This window comes from Stenotrophomonas sp. 63632_Sma (genome assembly GCF_056482875.1).
Genome location: NZ_CM151220.1, coordinates 1,159,108 through 1,173,906 on the forward strand (window position 1 = coordinate 1,159,108; position 14,799 = coordinate 1,173,906).

Below are 14,799 nucleotides of genomic sequence, written 5' to 3' on the forward strand. Positions count from 1 at the left end.
TGGGCCGGGGCTCGATGATAGAATGCCGGGTTTCTGGCAGTGCCCACCCATGGGCGGCCGGGTATCGGCAACTCCGGCTGTGTGCTATGACAGGCACCAGCCCCCGGACAATGGAATCACTTACCTATGGCGCGCGGCATCAACAAAGTCATCCTGGTCGGCAACCTCGGCAACGACCCGGACGTGAAGTACACCCAGAGCGGCATGGCGATCACCCGCATCAGCCTGGCCACCACCAGCGTCCGCAAGGACAAGGATGGCAACCAGCAGGAACGTACCGAATGGCACCGCGTGGTGTTCTTCGGCAAGCTCGGCGAGATCGCCGGCGAGTACCTGCGCAAGGGCAGCTCGGTCTACGTCGAAGGCAGCCTGCGCTACGACAAGTACACCGGCCAGGACGGCGTGGAGAAGTACTCCACCGACATCGTTGCCGATGAAATGCAGATGCTGGGCGGCCGTGGTGAAGGCGGCGGTGGCGGCGGTGGCGGCAACTACGGCGGCGATCGCCCGCAGCGCCAGCAGGCGCCGCGCCAGGAGTACGGCGGCGGTGGCGGTGGCCAGCGCGGCGGCCAGGGCGGTGGCTATGGCAACCAGGGCGGCAATCAGGGCGGCGGTTACGGCAACCAGGGTGGCAACCAGCGCCCGCAGCCGCAGCAGGCGCCGCCGATGGACGACTTCGCTGACGACGATATTCCGTTCTGATCGAACGCTCGTTCGCAGCAGAAAAGAAAGCCCCGCTCATGCGGGGCTTTTCTTTATCCGGAATCCCTTCGGAGTTGTGCCCCGCAGCATCGGTTTTCGTGCACCGCGACTTGCAAACAGACAATTTCCTCCCCTATGGTGCAATCGATTGCATTGCCGTGAATCGTTGCGTTTGATACCGGTTGGGAGGCCGGCAGGTGGATGTCCATCCATTCGATCAGACCGGCCCCGGCGACGGGCCTCACGCGGCGCGATGCGTTGCGCATGGCGGTTGCTGGAGGCGTAGCTCTGGGTACTGCGGGAGCGTTGCCTGCATTCGCCGCCACCGCAGCGCTCAAGGGCAACCTGAAGCACTCCGTGGCCCGCTGGACGTTCCCGCAGCTGTCCGTCGCCCAGCTTTGCGCGACGGTGAAGGACATCGGCTTTGCCGCGATCGACCTGGTCGGCCCGGAAGACTGGTCCACGCTGAAGGCGAATGGCGTGTACAGCTCGATGTGCAACGGCGCGGAGCTGGGCCTGACCAAGGGCTTTGCCGGCCGCCAGTTCCATGACCAGCTGGTGGAGCGCTACACGCGGCACATTGATCTGGTGGCCGATGCCGGCTATCGCAACCTGATCTGCTTCTCCGGCAACCGCAACGGCATGGACCCCGCCGAAGGCATGGCCAATGCCGAGGCCGGCCTCAAGCGCATACTCGGGCACGCCGAGAAGCGCGGGGTGGTGCTGGTGATGGAGCTGCTGAATTCCAGGGTCGATCATCGCGACTACCTGTGCGACCACTCGGCATGGGGCGTGGAGCTTTGCCAGCGACTCGGCTCGGACAACTTCGGCCTGCTCTACGATATCTACCACATGCAGATCATGGAGGGCGACATCATCGCCACCATCGGCAAGCATCACGCCTGCTTCAAGCATTACCACACCGCAGGCGTGCCCGGCCGGAACGAGATCGGAGACCAGCAGGAGCTCCACTATCCGGCCATCTGCCGCGCGATCCGCGACACCGGTTTCAAGGGGTATCTGGCGCAGGAGTTCACGCCTGCAGCGCCCGATCCCGTTGGCTCATTGCGCGGGGCGATCCGCCTCTGCGACGTCTGAAACGATATCCACCCAGGTGAGAAACCCATGGCAGATAATCATTACGACGCCATTGTTGTTGGCTCGGGAATCAGTGGCGGTTGGGCGGCGAAGGAGCTGACCGAAAAGGGCCTGAAGGTCCTGATGCTGGAACGCGGACGCAACATCGAGCACGTCAAGGACTACGTCAATGCGATGAAGGAAGCGTGGGACTTCCCGCATCGCAACCGGCCAACGCAGGCGATGAAGGCCGACTTCCCGGTGCTGATGCGCGACTACGGCCTGGCTGAGAATCTGGAAGGGATGTGGGCCAACGAACAGGACTCGCCCTACATCGAGACCAAACGTTTCGACTGGTTCCGTGGCTACCACGTCGGCGGCCGCTCATTGCTATGGGGCCGGCAGAGCTATCGCTTCTCCGACCTGGATTTCGAGGCGAACCTCAAGGACGGCATCGCGGCCGATTGGCCCATCCGCTACGCCGATATCGCGCCGTGGTACGACCATGTGGAAAAGTTCGCCGGCATCGCCGGCACGCGCGAAGGACTGGACGTGTTGCCGGACGGCGAGTTCCTGCCGCCGATTCCCTTGAATATCGTCGAGAAGGATGTGGCCGCGCGTATCAAGAAGGCCTTCGGCGGAACGCGCCATATGATCCACTCGCGCACTGCCAACATCACAAAGCCCATGCCGGAACAGGGCCGCGTCAACTGCCAGTACCGCAACAAGTGCATCCTGGGTTGCCCTTTCGGCGCTTATTTTTCCACCCAGGCAGCGACACTGCCGGCGGCGATGAAGACCGGCAACCTGACCTTGCGGCCGTTCTCGATCGTCAAGGAAGTGCTCTACGACAAGGACCGCAAGCGTGCCCGCGGTGTGGAGGTCATCGATGCCGAAACCGGCCAGACCTACCAGTACACGGCCAAGGTCATCTTCCTCAACGCGTCGTCGTTCAACTCGACGTGGCTGTTGATGAACTCGGCCACTGATGTGTGGGAGGGCGGGCTGGGCTCATCGTCGGGCGAGCTCGGGCACAACGTGATGGACCATCACTTCGGTGCGGGCGCCTCCGGCCGGGTCGAGGGTTACGAAGACAAGTACTACTTCGGGCGTCGCCCCTGCGGCTTCTACATTCCGCGTTTCCGCAACGTTGCGGCCGACAAGCGCGGCTATCTGCGCGGGTTCGGCTACCAGGGCGGTGCCAGCCGCACCGGCTGGTCGCGCGAGATCGCCGAGCTGAACATCGGTGCCGATCTGAAGGAGGCGCTGACCGTGCCCGGTGACTGGCGCATCGGCATGACCGGGTTCGGTGAAATGCTGCCGCACCACGACAACACGATCCGCCTGGACCGCGACCGCAAGGACAAGTGGGGTCTGCCGGTGCTGGCGATGGACGTTGCCATGCGCGCCAACGAACTGGCGATGCGCAAGGACATGGCCGCCGATGCCGCCGAGATGCTGGAGGCGGCCGGCGTCAAGGACGTGAAGATGCACGACAACGATTACGCCCCGGGCAAGGGCATCCACGAAATGGGGACCGCGCGCATGGGACGTGATCGGAAGAGCTCGGTGCTGAACCAGCACAACCAGGTCTGGGATGCACCCAATGTCTATGTGACCGACGGGGCCTGCATGACCTCCAGCGCCTGCGTGAATCCTTCGCTGACCTACATGGCGCTGACGGCTCGGGCCGCAGATCATGCGGTGCGCGAACTGAAAGCGGGGAATCTCTGATGGATCGCCGCGAGCTGTTGAAGATGATCGTCGCCGCCACCGGTGCGGCCATGGTTGGGTTGCCTGCCCTTGTGCAGGGTCAGGCACCGGCGGGCGCCACCAAGATTCATTTCTCCGATACCGACGTCGCTACGCTGGACGAGATCGCCGAGACCATCCTGCCGCGGACCCGGACACCAGGGGCGAAGGATGCCGGCGCCGGCCTGTTCATGGCGACGTTCGTCACTGACTGCTACACCGCCCGGCAGCAGGCGGCGTTCCGCGCAGGGCTGACCGATATCGACAAACGGGCCGGTGGCCGCTTCGTGTCGCTCACGCCGCACGCCCGCTCCGAATTGCTGCGCACGCTCGATGCAGAAGCCAAGGCACGTCATGCCGATGTGACCGAAACCGGTACGCCTGAAGAAGGCGAGGCGATGCCGCACTACTTCACGATGCTCAAGCAGCTGGCCATCTTCGGCTTCTTCACCTCCAAGGTCGGTGCCACCGGGGTGCTGCAGTACGTTGCCGTGCCGGGGCGCTACGACGGCGATCTTGCTTATGTTCCCGGCACGCCCGCCTGGGGGACCAGCTGATGGAGTGCAACAGGATGATCAAGCCGCTGCTGATCGCGGCCACCGTGCTGGCCGCCGCACCCCTGTTCGCGCAGAACGGTGCCGACGCCGCGCGCGATCCGAAGAAGACCGAGGTGTGGACGCCGGTGCCTGCGACCGTTGCCACGCCGCCAGGCAAGGCACCGTCCGACGCAATCGTGCTGTTCGATGGCAAGGATGTCTCCGCGTGGGAGTCGGAGCAGGGCGGGCGCGTGCCCTGGAAGATTGCCGATGGCGCCATGACCGTCGTGCCCGGCAGCAAGGGCATTCGCACCAGGCAACGCTTCTGCGACGTCCAGCTGCATGTCGAGTGGCGTACGCCCACCGACACGAAGGGCTTCGACGGACAGAACCGCGGCAACAGCGGCATCTTCCTGCAGGAGCTGTATGAACTGCAGGTGCTCGACAGCTACAACAACCCGACCTATGCCAATGGCCAGGCGGGTTCGATCTACAAGCAGGCCATGCCGTTGGTGAACGCCTCGCGCGCACCGGGACAGTGGCAGGCCTACGACATCCTCTGGAAAGCACCGCGCTTCTCGGCGGGCGGTGGGCTTGTCTCGCCCGCGCGCATCACGGTACTGCACAACGGCGTGCTGGTGCAGGACGACACTGTGCTGGCCGGCAAGACCGAATACATCGGTGCGCCTTCCTACGCGCCGCATGGGTGTGCGCCGCTCTATCTGCAGGAACATGACTCCAGGGTCAGCTACCGCAACATCTGGGCGCGCGAGCTGTAGGGGCACGCGGCCGGCGTGGTCGCCGGCCGCTTACTTCGCCAGGTAGCTGGCGATGTCATTGATCTCCTGCTGTGACAGCTGGGAGAAGGGCGGCATCAGCCCGCCGCCCTTGCTGATCTTTTCCTTGATCTGTGCGGGTGCCATGCGCTTGCCGATATCGGTGAGCGCCGGGAACGCGCCCGGCATGCCCGCACGATCGGCGCCGTGGCAGGCCACGCAGTTCGCGGTGTAGAGCTTTGCACCCGCAGCCGGGTCGTCCTTGCACCAGGCGGTTGTCGCAACGCTCATGCCGCCCAGGGCCACCGCCATTGCCAGGATCATTTTCATGTGGGGCTCCTTGATGCGTCAGCGCCGCGCACGGGCGGGCACGCGGGTGGTCAGGTGTTCACGCAGATAGTCCGCACCGGTCTGGATGATCCTGGCCGGATCGCGTGGCTGGTCGTGCTCGATGATGTACCAATGCACGCCGGCGGCTGCCGCAGCAGGCAGGATCGCGTTCCAGTCCAGCACGCCCTGGCCCACCGCGGCGAATCCGCCTTCGTCCTGGGCCTGGCCCTTCGGTGCATTGTCCTTGGCGTGTACCGCGAACACGTGGCCGCGGAACTTTGCCAGCATCACGGCCGGGTCCAGGCCTGCACGCGCGACCCAGGCCAGGTCCAGCTCGGTCTGCAGGTCTGGACCGGCGGCGGCGAACAGCAGCTCCAGTCCGGTCCTGCCGTCGAAGTCGGCCAGTTCGAAGTCGTGGTTGTGGTAGGCCAGGCGCATGCCCTTGCCGCGCACCTGCTTTGCGATGCGGCCCAGTTCCTGGCCCAGGGCGGTCCAGCCGGCGGCATCGCCCGGGCGATCCTTCTTGTCCAGGTACGGCACCACCAGCGTCGTGTTGCCGATCGACCGGTTGAAGGTCACCACCCCATCCAGGTTGCTGCGCAGCTCGGCCAGCGGCACATGCGATGAAATTGCCTTGATCGAATACCGGTCCAGCAGCTGCTTGAGCTCGGCGGCGCTGGTGTTCTGCGTGCCGACCGTTTCCACCGCATGGACGCCAGCGTCGTGGACGATCTTCAGCTGCTGCTCGAGCGAGCCGGCATCGCGCAGGGTGTACATCTGTACCGCGATCGGCTTCTGCGTGCTGACAGCTTCGACTGCAAAAGCGGGCAGGGCAGCGAGCAGCAGAATGAGGCTTGCAGTTCCATGGACAAGGGCTTTCATCAACAGATCCTCCCGGGTTTCAACCGATGGTGGTCCAGGTACGCGACCTGGCCGATGCAATGACACGATCGACGATCTGCGCCGAGCGCAGGCCGTCCTCGAAGGTGGGCAGGCCCCGCGGCCGCTCGTCGTCGATGGCGCGATAGCTGTCGGCGACGAATGCTTCGAAGCACTGGGCGTAGCCCTGCGCGTGGCCGGCCGGCAGCACGGAAAGGCGGCGTTGATCGGCACTGCCGGCGCCTGGTCCGCGCACGAAGACCTCCTCGCGCTGGTCGGGCAGGCCGATCCACAGGCGCTCGGCGTCCTCCTGGTTGAAGGCCACACTGGCGTTGGCACCGTCGATCTCGAACCAGAGGCGGTTGTGGCGTCCGGCCGAGACCTGGCTGACCGTCAGAGATGCCAGCGTACCGGCGCCGGTCCTGAACATCGCCGCCGCTACGTCCTCGCTCGTTACCGCCTGCATTGCGCTGGCTGCGGTTGGCGTGCTGAAGCTCTGCCCGCTGACGGCGCCGCGCTCGGCGATGACCGTAGAGAACGCCGCGCTGACCTCGGCGAAGCGTTCGCCGCTGACCCATTCCACCAGGTCGCACCAGTGCGAGCCGATGTCGGCGAACACGCGCGATGCGCCACCCAACGCCGGGTCCACGCGCCAGTTGTTGCTGGCCGGGTCCAGCAGCCAGTCCTGCAGGTAGCTGCCATGGATCAGGTGCAGCGGCCCGAGATCGCCCTGGGCGATGCGTGCGCGCGCCTCGCGCACCACCGGGTGGTAGCGGTAGACGAAGGGGACCGTGGCAACCAAGCCGGTCGAGGCGGCCAACGCCGCCAGCGCCTGCGCATCGTCCAGCGTGGTCGCCAGCGGTTTCTCGCAGATCACGTGCTTGCCGGCTTCCAGTGCGGCCTGCGCCATCGCGCGGTGCAGATGGTTGGGCGTGCAGACATGCACGACCTGCACCTGCGGATCGGCGATCACCTCTTCGATATCCCGATAGGCGCGCGGGACATTCCACAGCTGCGCCATCTCACGCGCGCGCTGCGCTGACGAAGCGGCAACGCCGCGTACCTCGGCACCGGCGAGCAAGGCCGCACGGCGGTGCACGGCGCCGATCATGCCGGCGCCGACGATGGCGATTCCAAGCGTTGGCATCGGCTCGAATCCTCAGGGTGTGGAAGATGCGGCGGCCACGGCGGGCCGGTCGCGGAACAGCAGCAGGAAGGCGATCAGCACCACCAGCGCGACAGCGGCCGGGAACAGCCATATCTGCTGCCAGTCGGGGCCGGCCTCGGTGGTGAAGTGCTCCACCACCGCGCCGGACAGGAAGGTGCCGATCAGCATGCCCACGCCGTACGTGGCCAGGGTGATGAAGCCCTGCGCGCTGCTGCGCACGGCGGGGCCGGCATGGGCATCGGTGTAGATCTGGCCGGTGACGAAGAAGAAGTCGTAGCAGATGCCGTGCAGCACGATGCCGATCACCAGCAGCGAGAAGCCGCTGCCCGCATCGCCGAAGGCGAACAGGACGTAGCGCACCACCCAGGCCGCCATGCCGACCGCCAGCATCGTCTTGACGCCAAGGCGAACGAACAGGAACGGCATGGCCAGCATCAGCAGCACCTCGGAAACCTGGCCCAGCGACTGCAGGCCCGCGGCGCCGCGCACGCCCAGGTCGTTGAGATACGGATTGGTGAAGTTGTAGTAGAACGACAGCGGGATGCAGATGGCGATGGAAGCCAGGAAGAACACCAGGTAGGCGCGCGACTTCAGCAGCCGCAATGAATCCAGCCCGAGGATCTGCCCCAGCCCGGCATCGCGCTGCTGTGCCAGTGGCGGCGTGTGCGGCAGGGTGAACGCATACAGGCCCAGTACCAGCGATGCCAGCGCCGCCATGCGGAACGTCAGTTCAAGCCGATGGGCCTGCTCCCAGCCCAGCCAGCCGATCAGCACGCCTGCGACAATCCAGCCGATGCTGCCCGCCACGCGTACCAGCGGGAACTGTTTCTCGGGCGACTGCATGTGCCGCATCGCCACGCTGTTGGCCAGTGCCAATGTCGGCATGAACAGCAGCATGTAGCCCATCACGCAGGCCGAGAACACACTGAAGCTGGTGGCGGTGGACGCCAGCCACATCAGCACCGCGCCGGCCAGGTGCAGCACCGCTAGGATGCGCTGCGCGGCGAAGTAGCGATCGGCGATCAGGCCGACCAGGAACGGCGCCACGATCGCGCCGATCGACTGGCTGAGGAAGGCGGTGGCCACCTGGCTGGCGCTGGCCTGCAGCGGGCCCTGTACCAGGTACGTCCCGAGGGTCACGAACCACGCTCCCCAGATGAAGAACTGCAGAAACATCATCGCGCCCAAGCGCGACATGGCGTGCGACATGGCTTGCCCTCCCGGGGCGGTAATGGCTCAGATTCCCAGCATGTGGTGCAGTGATGCGGCGTCCGTGCCACTGTCGGCAAAGTCATCGAAGGCGCGCTCGGTCACCCGGATGATGTGGTCGCGGATGAAGGCGGCACCTTCGCGTGCGCCGTCCTCCGGGTGCTTCAGGCAGCACTCCCATTCCAGTACCGCCCATCCGGGGAAGTCGTACTGGGCGAACTTGGAGAAGATCGCCTTGAAGTCGATCTGGCCGTCACCGGGCGAACGGAACCGGCCCGGACGATCGATCCAGTCCTGGTAGCCGCCATAGACGCCGCTGCTCGCGCTGGCGCGATACTCCGCGTCCTTGACGTGGAAGATGCCGATGCGCGCGTGGTAGCGGTCGATGAAACCCAGGTAGTCCATCTGCTGCAGCAGCAGGTGGCTGGGGTCGTACAGGATCTTCGCGCGGGGGTGATGGTCCACCACATCGAGGAAGCGTTCAAAGGTCGCGCCGTCGTGCAGGTCCTCACCCGGGTGGATCTCGAAGCACAGGTCCACGCCGCAGGCGTCGAACGCATCCAGGATCGGGCGCCAGCGGCGGCCGAGTTCGGCGAAGGCTTCTTCCACCAGTCCCGGTGGACGCTGCGGCCAGGGATAGAAATAGGGCCAGGCCAATGCGCCGGAGAACGTGGCATGCGCGGTCAGCCCCAGGCGCTGGCTGGCTTTGGCGGCCAGCAGAAGCTGCTCGACTGCCCAAGCCTGGCGGGCAGCCGGATCGCCGCGCTTGTCCGCCGGCGCGAATCCGTCGAACAGGCTGTCGTAGGCCGGATGCACCGCGACCAGCTGCCCCTGCAGATGGGTGGACAGCTCGGTGATCTGCACGCCATGACCGGCCAGCATGCCGGCGACGTCGTCGCAGTACGCCTGGCTGCGCGCGGCCTCGGCCAGATCGAACAGGTGGGGCGCGCCGGTGGGGACTTGTACGCCAGAATAGCCCAGACCCGCGGCCCATCCGGCCAGCGTGTCCAGCCGATCAAAAGGAGCCGTGTCGCCGATGAACTGCGCCAGGAACAGCGCTGGACCCTTGAGCGTCTTCAACGTGATTCGCCCTCGATGCAATCGATTGCATTATCCTAGCAGGGGCTCACGCAGGACCTGTTGTGCACTGCACAGCAGACAGGAGAACTAACGCCATGGCCACCATCTACGACATCGCGAAGCACGTCGGCGTCTCCGCAGGCACGGTGTCGCGGGCGCTTTCCCGGCCGGACAAAGTGCTGCCGGCTACCCGCGCGCGCATCGAGCTGGCCGCCGCCGCACTGGGCTATGTGCCCAACACGGTGGCCCGCACGCTCAAGACCCAGCGCAGCGGCAAGATCCTGGTCACCGTCCCGGACATCGCAAATCCGTTCTTCGCGCAGATCCTGCAGGGGGCGGAGGACGCCGCACAGGCGGTCGGCTATGCGGTTCTGCTCGGCGATACCCAGCATCAACCCGACCGCGAGGAGCGCTATGCGCAGATGCTCCGGCGCAACGAGGCCGACGGCATGATCGTGCTGGGGCACCGCCTGCCGCCCACGGCGCGCGAGATCGTCCAGCAGCGCGGTGCCGCCGCGCCGGTGATCAACGGCTGCGAGTTCGACCCCGCACTGGGCATTCCCAGCGTCCATATCGATAACGCCGCGGCCGCGCGCGTGGTGATGGAACATCTGTATGGGCTGGGACACGAGCGGATCGCCGTGGTCGGCGGACCGCCGGACAATCCGCTGCACCAGCAACGGCTGGAAGGGGTGCGGGCGGCTGGCAAGGCGCGTGGACGCCTGCGCCAGCTGAACATCGTGCCGGGTGACTTTTCGGTGGAATCCGGCCATGCGGCTGCCATGGCGCTGCTGGACGGCATGTCTGCGCCAACGGCGATCTTCTGTTTCAGCGATCAGATGGCGCTGGGCACCCTGGCGGCCTGCCGCGATCTGGGCATCCGCGTGCCGGAGGACCTGTCCATCGTCGGCTTCGATGATCTGGCATCTTCCCGCTACCTCACGCCGCCGTTGACCACCATCCGGCAACCAATGCGGGAGATCGGTGAGCGCGCGGTCAACCTGCTGCTTGCCATCATCGAGCACATGGATGTGCCGCTGCAGCAGACGCTGGATTTCAGCCTGATGCTGCGGGGTTCAACGGCGCCACCCAGGCGTGGGTGAGGCAGGGTAACCGCCGTGAATCCTTGATCCCGAATTGACGCAGAGCTGTCAGACTCACCACAGGCCGCCCGGCAAGGGCGTGCGATCGCGCAAGGGGGTCGGCAATGCCGTTCTTGACGGACTCGACGGAAGTCGCGGTCGAAGGCATCGGCGCGGCACGTCGCATCGGCTGGATGCGCTTCGTGGGCAATGGGCTGGGCGCGATTCCCATCGCCTCGATCATTCTTGAACGTCAGGACGGCCCGTGGGCCTGGGTGTTGCTGCTGCTCAACGCGCTGGCCTGGCCGGCGCTCGCGCTGGTGCTGACCCAGCGCTCACGGCAGCCTGCGGTGGTCCAGTTCCGTTGCATGGTGGTTGATTCCTTCTTTGGCGGTGGCTGGATCGCCTTCATGGGGCTCAGCGTGGTACCCAGTGCGTTGTTCGCCGCGCTGCTGGTCGCCGACAAGATCGCCGCCGGTGGGGTGAAGCTGGCGGTACGGGCCACACTGGCACTGGTAGCGGGATTCGCGCTCACCTGGTGGGGGCTCGGGTTTCCTTACCAGCCGGTGTCATCGCAGCGCACGATCGTGCTCAGCGTGCCATTCCTGTTCGTCTACGGCATCGGCCTCAGCATCCTCAGCTGGCAGCTGGCGCGGCGGGTGAAATCGCAGAACCGCCAGTTGAAGCGGCTGAGCCGCATGGACCCGCTGGTGGAGCTGGCCAACCGCGGCTTCCTGATCGTCCGTGCGCAGCAGGCACTGGACAAGGCGCAGGGGCAGGGTGGTTTTGCCTGCCTGCTGATGCTTGATGTGGATGACTTCAAGCGCATCAATGACTCGCACGGTCATCGCGCCGGGGACGAAGTGCTGCGCCATATCGCCTCCACCTTGCGCGCCTTCGCCCGGCCCGGCGATACCCCTGCGCGGCTGGGAGGCGACGAGTTCGTCGTGCTGCTGCAGGACTGTGCGCCCGTCGATGCGATGCATGTGGCAGAGCGGGTTCGGCTGCAACTTCTGGAGGCAGCACGGCAGGCAACCCCGGGCATCGAGTTCAGCGTCAGCATCGGAATCGCGGCGACGCCGCGCGGTGGCAGCGTCGAGGACTGGCTGGCACTGGCCGACCGCGCGCTGTACCACGCCAAGCGCCAGGGCAAGAACAACGCCAGCTATGGCGAATGAGGTGTTGACACGTCTCTGGCGCAGGCCAGCAGCTGGGCGGCCGTTGCCGGAGGCTTGCAGCGCACCGCCAACTGCAGCGTAGTGGTCGGCATGCCCAGTTCCAGCGCAACAAAAGCCAGGCCGCTGCGGTGCATGCTCTGCATCGAGGCCGGCACGATGGCGATGCCCAGGCCGGCAGCGGCAAGGTTGATCGCCGAAGCCACCTGGGGCGCTTCCTGCTGGATGGTAGGCGCAAAGCCCTGGCTGCGGCAGGCAGCGACGACATCTGCACTCAGGCCCTGGCCCGATTTCCGCGAGAACAGGATGAAGCGCTCGTCGCGCAGCTCGATCAGCGCGATGCTCGTCCGGCACGCCAACGGGTGATCGGCCGGCAGTACTGCCACCAGTGGCTCGGCACTGAGTTGCTGTGTCATCCGTTCACCGGTATCGGAAAACGGCGGGCGCACGATCACTGCATCGAGCTCGCCATCATCGAGGCGCCGGACCAGCGATTCACTGCCATCTTCGACCAGCTGCACCTGCACCGCCGGATGTGCCCGCTGGAAGCTGCGCATCAGCGCGGTGACCGCCTCGTTGTAGGTCGCCGATTCGGTCAGCCCCAATGTCAACGTGCCGACCTCGCCGCGTGCGGCGCGCAGCGCTTCCTCCTTGGCCTGGTCGACGCGCGCGAGGATGTCCTCCGCGGCTTTCCAGAATACCTGGCCAGCATCGCTGAGCACGATGCCGCGTCCCTGCCGGCGGAACAGCGGTGTGCCGATCTCTTCCTCCAGGGCGCGGACCTGCTGCCCGAGCGGCGGCTGGGCGATATGCAGGGCCTCGGCGGCCTTGGTGAAGCTCTGCAGCTGGGCAGTCATGACGAAGTAGCGCAGGTGCCGCAGTTCCATTGGAACCTCAAACGTTCTGGTGCTGTACGAACACGGTATTGGACGGTCGCCGCTGGCGGCAACATCATCGGTATCCCACGGCAGATGTCCAACGACAAGGGAGACCCCATGAAAAAGACACGTCGGCTGCGCGATCTGCTCCGCCAGGGCAGCGTGATTGCGCCAGGTGCATTCGATGGATTGTCGGCACGCCTGGTGGAGCTGGCCGGCTTCGATGCGGTCTATGCCAGCGGCGGCGCCATCGCGCGTTCGGCCGGCGTGCCGGACATCGGCCTGCTCGGCCTCAGCGAAGTGCTTGCGCAGGTTGAACGGATCGTCGATGCCTGCGATCTGCCGGTGATCGCCGACGCTGACACCGGCTTCGGCGGCACCGCGAATGTTGAACGCACGGTGCGCGCGTTCGAAAGGGCAGGGGTTGCCGCCCTGCATATCGAGGACCAGGCCTTCCCCAAGCGCTGCGGACACCTGGATGACAAGACGCTGGTCGACGCGGGCGAGATGTGCACGAAGATCCGTGTCGCCTGCCAGTCGCGGATCGACCCGGAGCTGATGATCATCGCGCGTACCGACGCCATCGCCTGCGAAGGCCTGGATGCGGCGATCGAACGGGCGCAGGCCTATGTGGACGCGGGCGCGGACATGATCTTCGTCGAGGCACCGGAAACGCTGGAGCAGATCGAGGTGATTTCGCAGCAGGTTCCCGGGCCGAAGCTGATCAACATGTTCCACAGCGGCAAGACGCCGCTGGTGCCGGTGGCGCGGCTGGCCGAACTCGATTACCGGCTGGTGATCATTCCCTCGGACCTGCAGCGCGCTGCGATCCGGGCCATGCAGCGCACCCTGCAGGAGATCGCAGCGACTGGCGACAGCGGGCGTGTTGCCGGCGAGCTGGCCAGCTTCGGCGAGCGTGAGACGATCGTGCGCACGGCGCGGTATCTGGCACTGGACCGGGTGTGATCCGGGCGTGATTGCGGACGTGCCGATGGACGGAGAAGGGGCGGCGGAATCCGCGTGTGTTGCCTGTTCATCCTGCACCCGGAATCATCGCCGCCAATCCTCTACCATGGGCCACCCTGCCCGGACGTGCCGCCCATGCAAGACGCCCTCGTTGCCCAGCCCAAGCCCCCCGTCCCGAGGATCGCGGCCTGGCTGATGATGCTGCTGGGCATGTGGCTGGCGTTGAAGCTGGGCCTGGTGGTGACCCTGCTGTCGGGCCTGCTGGTGTTCCAGCTGACCCACCTGCTGGCCTCCACCGTGGAGGGCAAGCTGCCGCCAGGCCGGGCGCGGGCGATCGCGGTGATCGTGCTGTCAGCGGTGATCATCAGCGCGCTGGTGCTGGCCGGGATCGGCGTGGCGTCATTTTTCCGCAACGAGACCGGTGGACCGGACGCATTGCTGGCGCGGCTGATGGAGATCCTCAATTCGTCGCGGCACCAGGTGCCGGCGCTGCTGCAGCCGTACATCCCCGAGGACATGCCGGCGCTGCGCACGGCACTGAACGACTGGGCCGCCGAGCATCAGCGCCAGCTGGGCGTGGCCGGTACCTCGGTGGTGCAGGTGGGCGTACGCGTACTGATCGGTATGGTGCTGGGCGCGATGATCGCGCTGTATGACGAACTGCCGCTGCCGAAGATGGGCCCGCTGGCGCAGGAGCTGATCGGCCGCACCAGCCGCCTGGCCACTGCGTTCCGCCAGGTGGTGTTCGCGCAGGTGAAGATCTCGCTGCTCAACACCGTGTTCACCGCCATCTTCCTGCTGGGCGTGCTGCCGTTGTTCGGCGTGCACCTGCCACTGTCCAAGACCCTGGTACTGATCACCTTCATCGCCGGCCTGCTGCCGGTGGTGGGCAACATCATTTCCAACACCATCATCACCATCGTCGCGCTGTCGGTCTCGTTCTACGTGGCCGTGGCGGCGCTGCTGTACCTGATCGTGATCCACAAGCTGGAGTACTTCCTCAATGCGCGCATCGTTGGCGGCGAAATCCAGGCCCGCGCCTGGGAGCTGCTGTTGGCGATGCTGGTGATGGAAGCGGCGTTCGGCCTGCCCGGCCTGGTGGCGGCGCCGGTGTTCTACGCCTACGTGAAGCGCGAACTGGTCGACCAGCGCTGGATCTAGTACGGCAGGGTGTGACGCATTCGCCCCA

General features: G+C 65.9%; 15 protein-coding genes. 9 read left to right on the forward strand and 6 right to left on the reverse strand.

The features are described from left to right. Positions 1-126: 126 nt before the first annotated feature. The 5 genes from ACZK45_RS05305 to ACZK45_RS05325 all read left to right on the forward strand — a co-directional run bounded on the left by ACZK45_RS05305 (position 127) and on the right by ACZK45_RS05325 (position 4,846). Complete coding sequence (locus ACZK45_RS05305; RefSeq protein ID WP_010483495.1) at positions 127-702, forward strand: single-stranded DNA-binding protein; 576 nt, start codon at positions 127-129, stop codon at positions 700-702. A 201-nt stretch (positions 703-903) separates the two neighbouring features. Beyond that, the gene (locus ACZK45_RS05310) at positions 904-1,800 is read left to right on the forward strand and encodes a hydroxypyruvate isomerase family protein (RefSeq protein WP_478445554.1); all 897 of its coding nucleotides are present in this window, start codon (positions 904-906) and stop codon (positions 1,798-1,800) included. Between the two features lie 27 nt (positions 1,801-1,827). Further along, positions 1,828-3,513 carry a GMC oxidoreductase gene (locus ACZK45_RS05315; protein WP_125893709.1) on the forward strand — a complete coding sequence of 562 codons (1,686 nt, stop codon included), beginning with the start codon at positions 1,828-1,830 and terminating at the stop codon, positions 3,511-3,513. Then, entirely contained in the window at positions 3,513-4,088 is a 576-nt protein-coding gene (locus ACZK45_RS05320) for a gluconate 2-dehydrogenase subunit 3 family protein (RefSeq protein WP_125893711.1), read from the forward strand. Before ACZK45_RS05315 ends, ACZK45_RS05320 begins: the two co-directional genes overlap by 1 nt. Positions 4,089-4,102: 14 nt before the next feature. Continuing rightward, the gene (locus ACZK45_RS05325) at positions 4,103-4,846 is read left to right on the forward strand and encodes a 3-keto-disaccharide hydrolase (RefSeq protein WP_253145364.1); all 744 of its coding nucleotides are present in this window, start codon (positions 4,103-4,105) and stop codon (positions 4,844-4,846) included. Positions 4,847-4,876: 30 nt separating this feature from the next. Here the strand turns inward: ACZK45_RS05325 and ACZK45_RS05330 are convergent, their stop codons facing one another. Genes ACZK45_RS05330 through ACZK45_RS05350 form a run of 5 tightly spaced genes read right to left on the reverse strand, consistent with a single transcriptional unit; the run spans position 4,877 to position 9,509 of the window. Next, on the reverse strand, positions 4,877-5,173 hold the full coding sequence (locus ACZK45_RS05330; protein WP_125893715.1) for a c-type cytochrome: 297 nt from the start codon (positions 5,171-5,173) through the stop codon (positions 4,877-4,879). Positions 5,174-5,191: 18 nt separating this feature from the next. Then, positions 5,192-6,055, reverse strand: coding sequence for a sugar phosphate isomerase/epimerase family protein (locus ACZK45_RS05335; protein ID WP_125893717.1), 864 nt, complete (start codon positions 6,053-6,055; stop codon positions 5,192-5,194). 19 nt (positions 6,056-6,074) lie between these two features. Next, complete coding sequence (locus ACZK45_RS05340; RefSeq protein WP_478445555.1) at positions 6,075-7,199, reverse strand: Gfo/Idh/MocA family protein; 1,125 nt, start codon at positions 7,197-7,199, stop codon at positions 6,075-6,077. Between the two features lie 12 nt (positions 7,200-7,211). Continuing rightward, entirely contained in the window at positions 7,212-8,429 is a 1,218-nt protein-coding gene (locus tag ACZK45_RS05345) for a nucleoside permease (RefSeq protein WP_049461480.1), read from the reverse strand. 27 nt (positions 8,430-8,456) lie between these two features. Further along, positions 8,457-9,509, reverse strand: coding sequence for a sugar phosphate isomerase/epimerase family protein (locus ACZK45_RS05350; protein ID WP_049422750.1), 1,053 nt, complete (start codon positions 9,507-9,509; stop codon positions 8,457-8,459). A 95-nt stretch (positions 9,510-9,604) separates the two neighbouring features. On the opposite strand from ACZK45_RS05350, the gene ACZK45_RS05355 reads away from it, so the two are divergent. Then, positions 9,605-10,612, forward strand: coding sequence for a LacI family DNA-binding transcriptional regulator (locus ACZK45_RS05355; protein WP_125893725.1), 1,008 nt, complete (start codon positions 9,605-9,607; stop codon positions 10,610-10,612). 104 nt (positions 10,613-10,716) lie between these two features. Next, complete coding sequence (locus ACZK45_RS05360) at positions 10,717-11,769, forward strand: sensor domain-containing diguanylate cyclase (RefSeq protein WP_032127639.1); 1,053 nt, start codon at positions 10,717-10,719, stop codon at positions 11,767-11,769. Here ACZK45_RS05360 and ACZK45_RS05365 read toward each other — a convergent pair. Beyond that, positions 11,757-12,653: a LysR family transcriptional regulator gene (locus tag ACZK45_RS05365; protein ID WP_478445556.1), complete on the reverse strand. Its 897-nt coding sequence runs from the start codon at positions 12,651-12,653 to the stop codon at positions 11,757-11,759. The two genes, ACZK45_RS05360 and ACZK45_RS05365, sit on opposite strands and share 13 nt — an antisense overlap. A 108-nt stretch (positions 12,654-12,761) precedes the next feature. On the opposite strand from ACZK45_RS05365, the gene ACZK45_RS05370 reads away from it, so the two are divergent. Next, positions 12,762-13,610: an isocitrate lyase/PEP mutase family protein gene (locus tag ACZK45_RS05370; RefSeq protein ID WP_125893729.1), complete on the forward strand. Its 849-nt coding sequence runs from the start codon at positions 12,762-12,764 to the stop codon at positions 13,608-13,610. 135 nt (positions 13,611-13,745) lie between these two features. After that, positions 13,746-14,771: an AI-2E family transporter gene (locus ACZK45_RS05375; RefSeq protein WP_012510371.1), complete on the forward strand. Its 1,026-nt coding sequence runs from the start codon at positions 13,746-13,748 to the stop codon at positions 14,769-14,771. Positions 14,772-14,799: the final 28 nt, after the last annotated feature.

Coding starts and splice junctions, on each gene's coding strand:
- ACZK45_RS05365 (WP_478445556.1), bottom strand. CDS start 12,653: ATGGAACTGCGGCACCTGCGCTACTTCGTCATGACTGCCCAGCTGCAG.
- ACZK45_RS05370 (WP_125893729.1), top strand. CDS start 12,762: ATGAAAAAGACACGTCGGCTGCGCGATCTGCTCCGCCAGGGCAGCGTG.
- ACZK45_RS05340 (WP_478445555.1), bottom strand. CDS start 7,199: ATGCCAACGCTTGGAATCGCCATCGTCGGCGCCGGCATGATCGGCGCC.
- ACZK45_RS05320 (WP_125893711.1), top strand. CDS start 3,513: ATGGATCGCCGCGAGCTGTTGAAGATGATCGTCGCCGCCACCGGTGCG.
- ACZK45_RS05375 (WP_012510371.1), top strand. CDS start 13,746: ATGCAAGACGCCCTCGTTGCCCAGCCCAAGCCCCCCGTCCCGAGGATC.
- ACZK45_RS05310 (WP_478445554.1), top strand. CDS start 904: ATGTCCATCCATTCGATCAGACCGGCCCCGGCGACGGGCCTCACGCGG.
- ACZK45_RS05315 (WP_125893709.1), top strand. CDS start 1,828: ATGGCAGATAATCATTACGACGCCATTGTTGTTGGCTCGGGAATCAGT.
- ACZK45_RS05305 (WP_010483495.1), top strand. CDS start 127: ATGGCGCGCGGCATCAACAAAGTCATCCTGGTCGGCAACCTCGGCAAC.
- ACZK45_RS05345 (WP_049461480.1), bottom strand. CDS start 8,429: ATGTCGCACGCCATGTCGCGCTTGGGCGCGATGATGTTTCTGCAGTTC.
- ACZK45_RS05325 (WP_253145364.1), top strand. CDS start 4,103: ATGATCAAGCCGCTGCTGATCGCGGCCACCGTGCTGGCCGCCGCACCC.
- ACZK45_RS05330 (WP_125893715.1), bottom strand. CDS start 5,173: ATGAAAATGATCCTGGCAATGGCGGTGGCCCTGGGCGGCATGAGCGTT.
- ACZK45_RS05360 (WP_032127639.1), top strand. CDS start 10,717: ATGCCGTTCTTGACGGACTCGACGGAAGTCGCGGTCGAAGGCATCGGC.
- ACZK45_RS05335 (WP_125893717.1), bottom strand. CDS start 6,055: ATGAAAGCCCTTGTCCATGGAACTGCAAGCCTCATTCTGCTGCTCGCT.
- ACZK45_RS05355 (WP_125893725.1), top strand. CDS start 9,605: ATGGCCACCATCTACGACATCGCGAAGCACGTCGGCGTCTCCGCAGGC.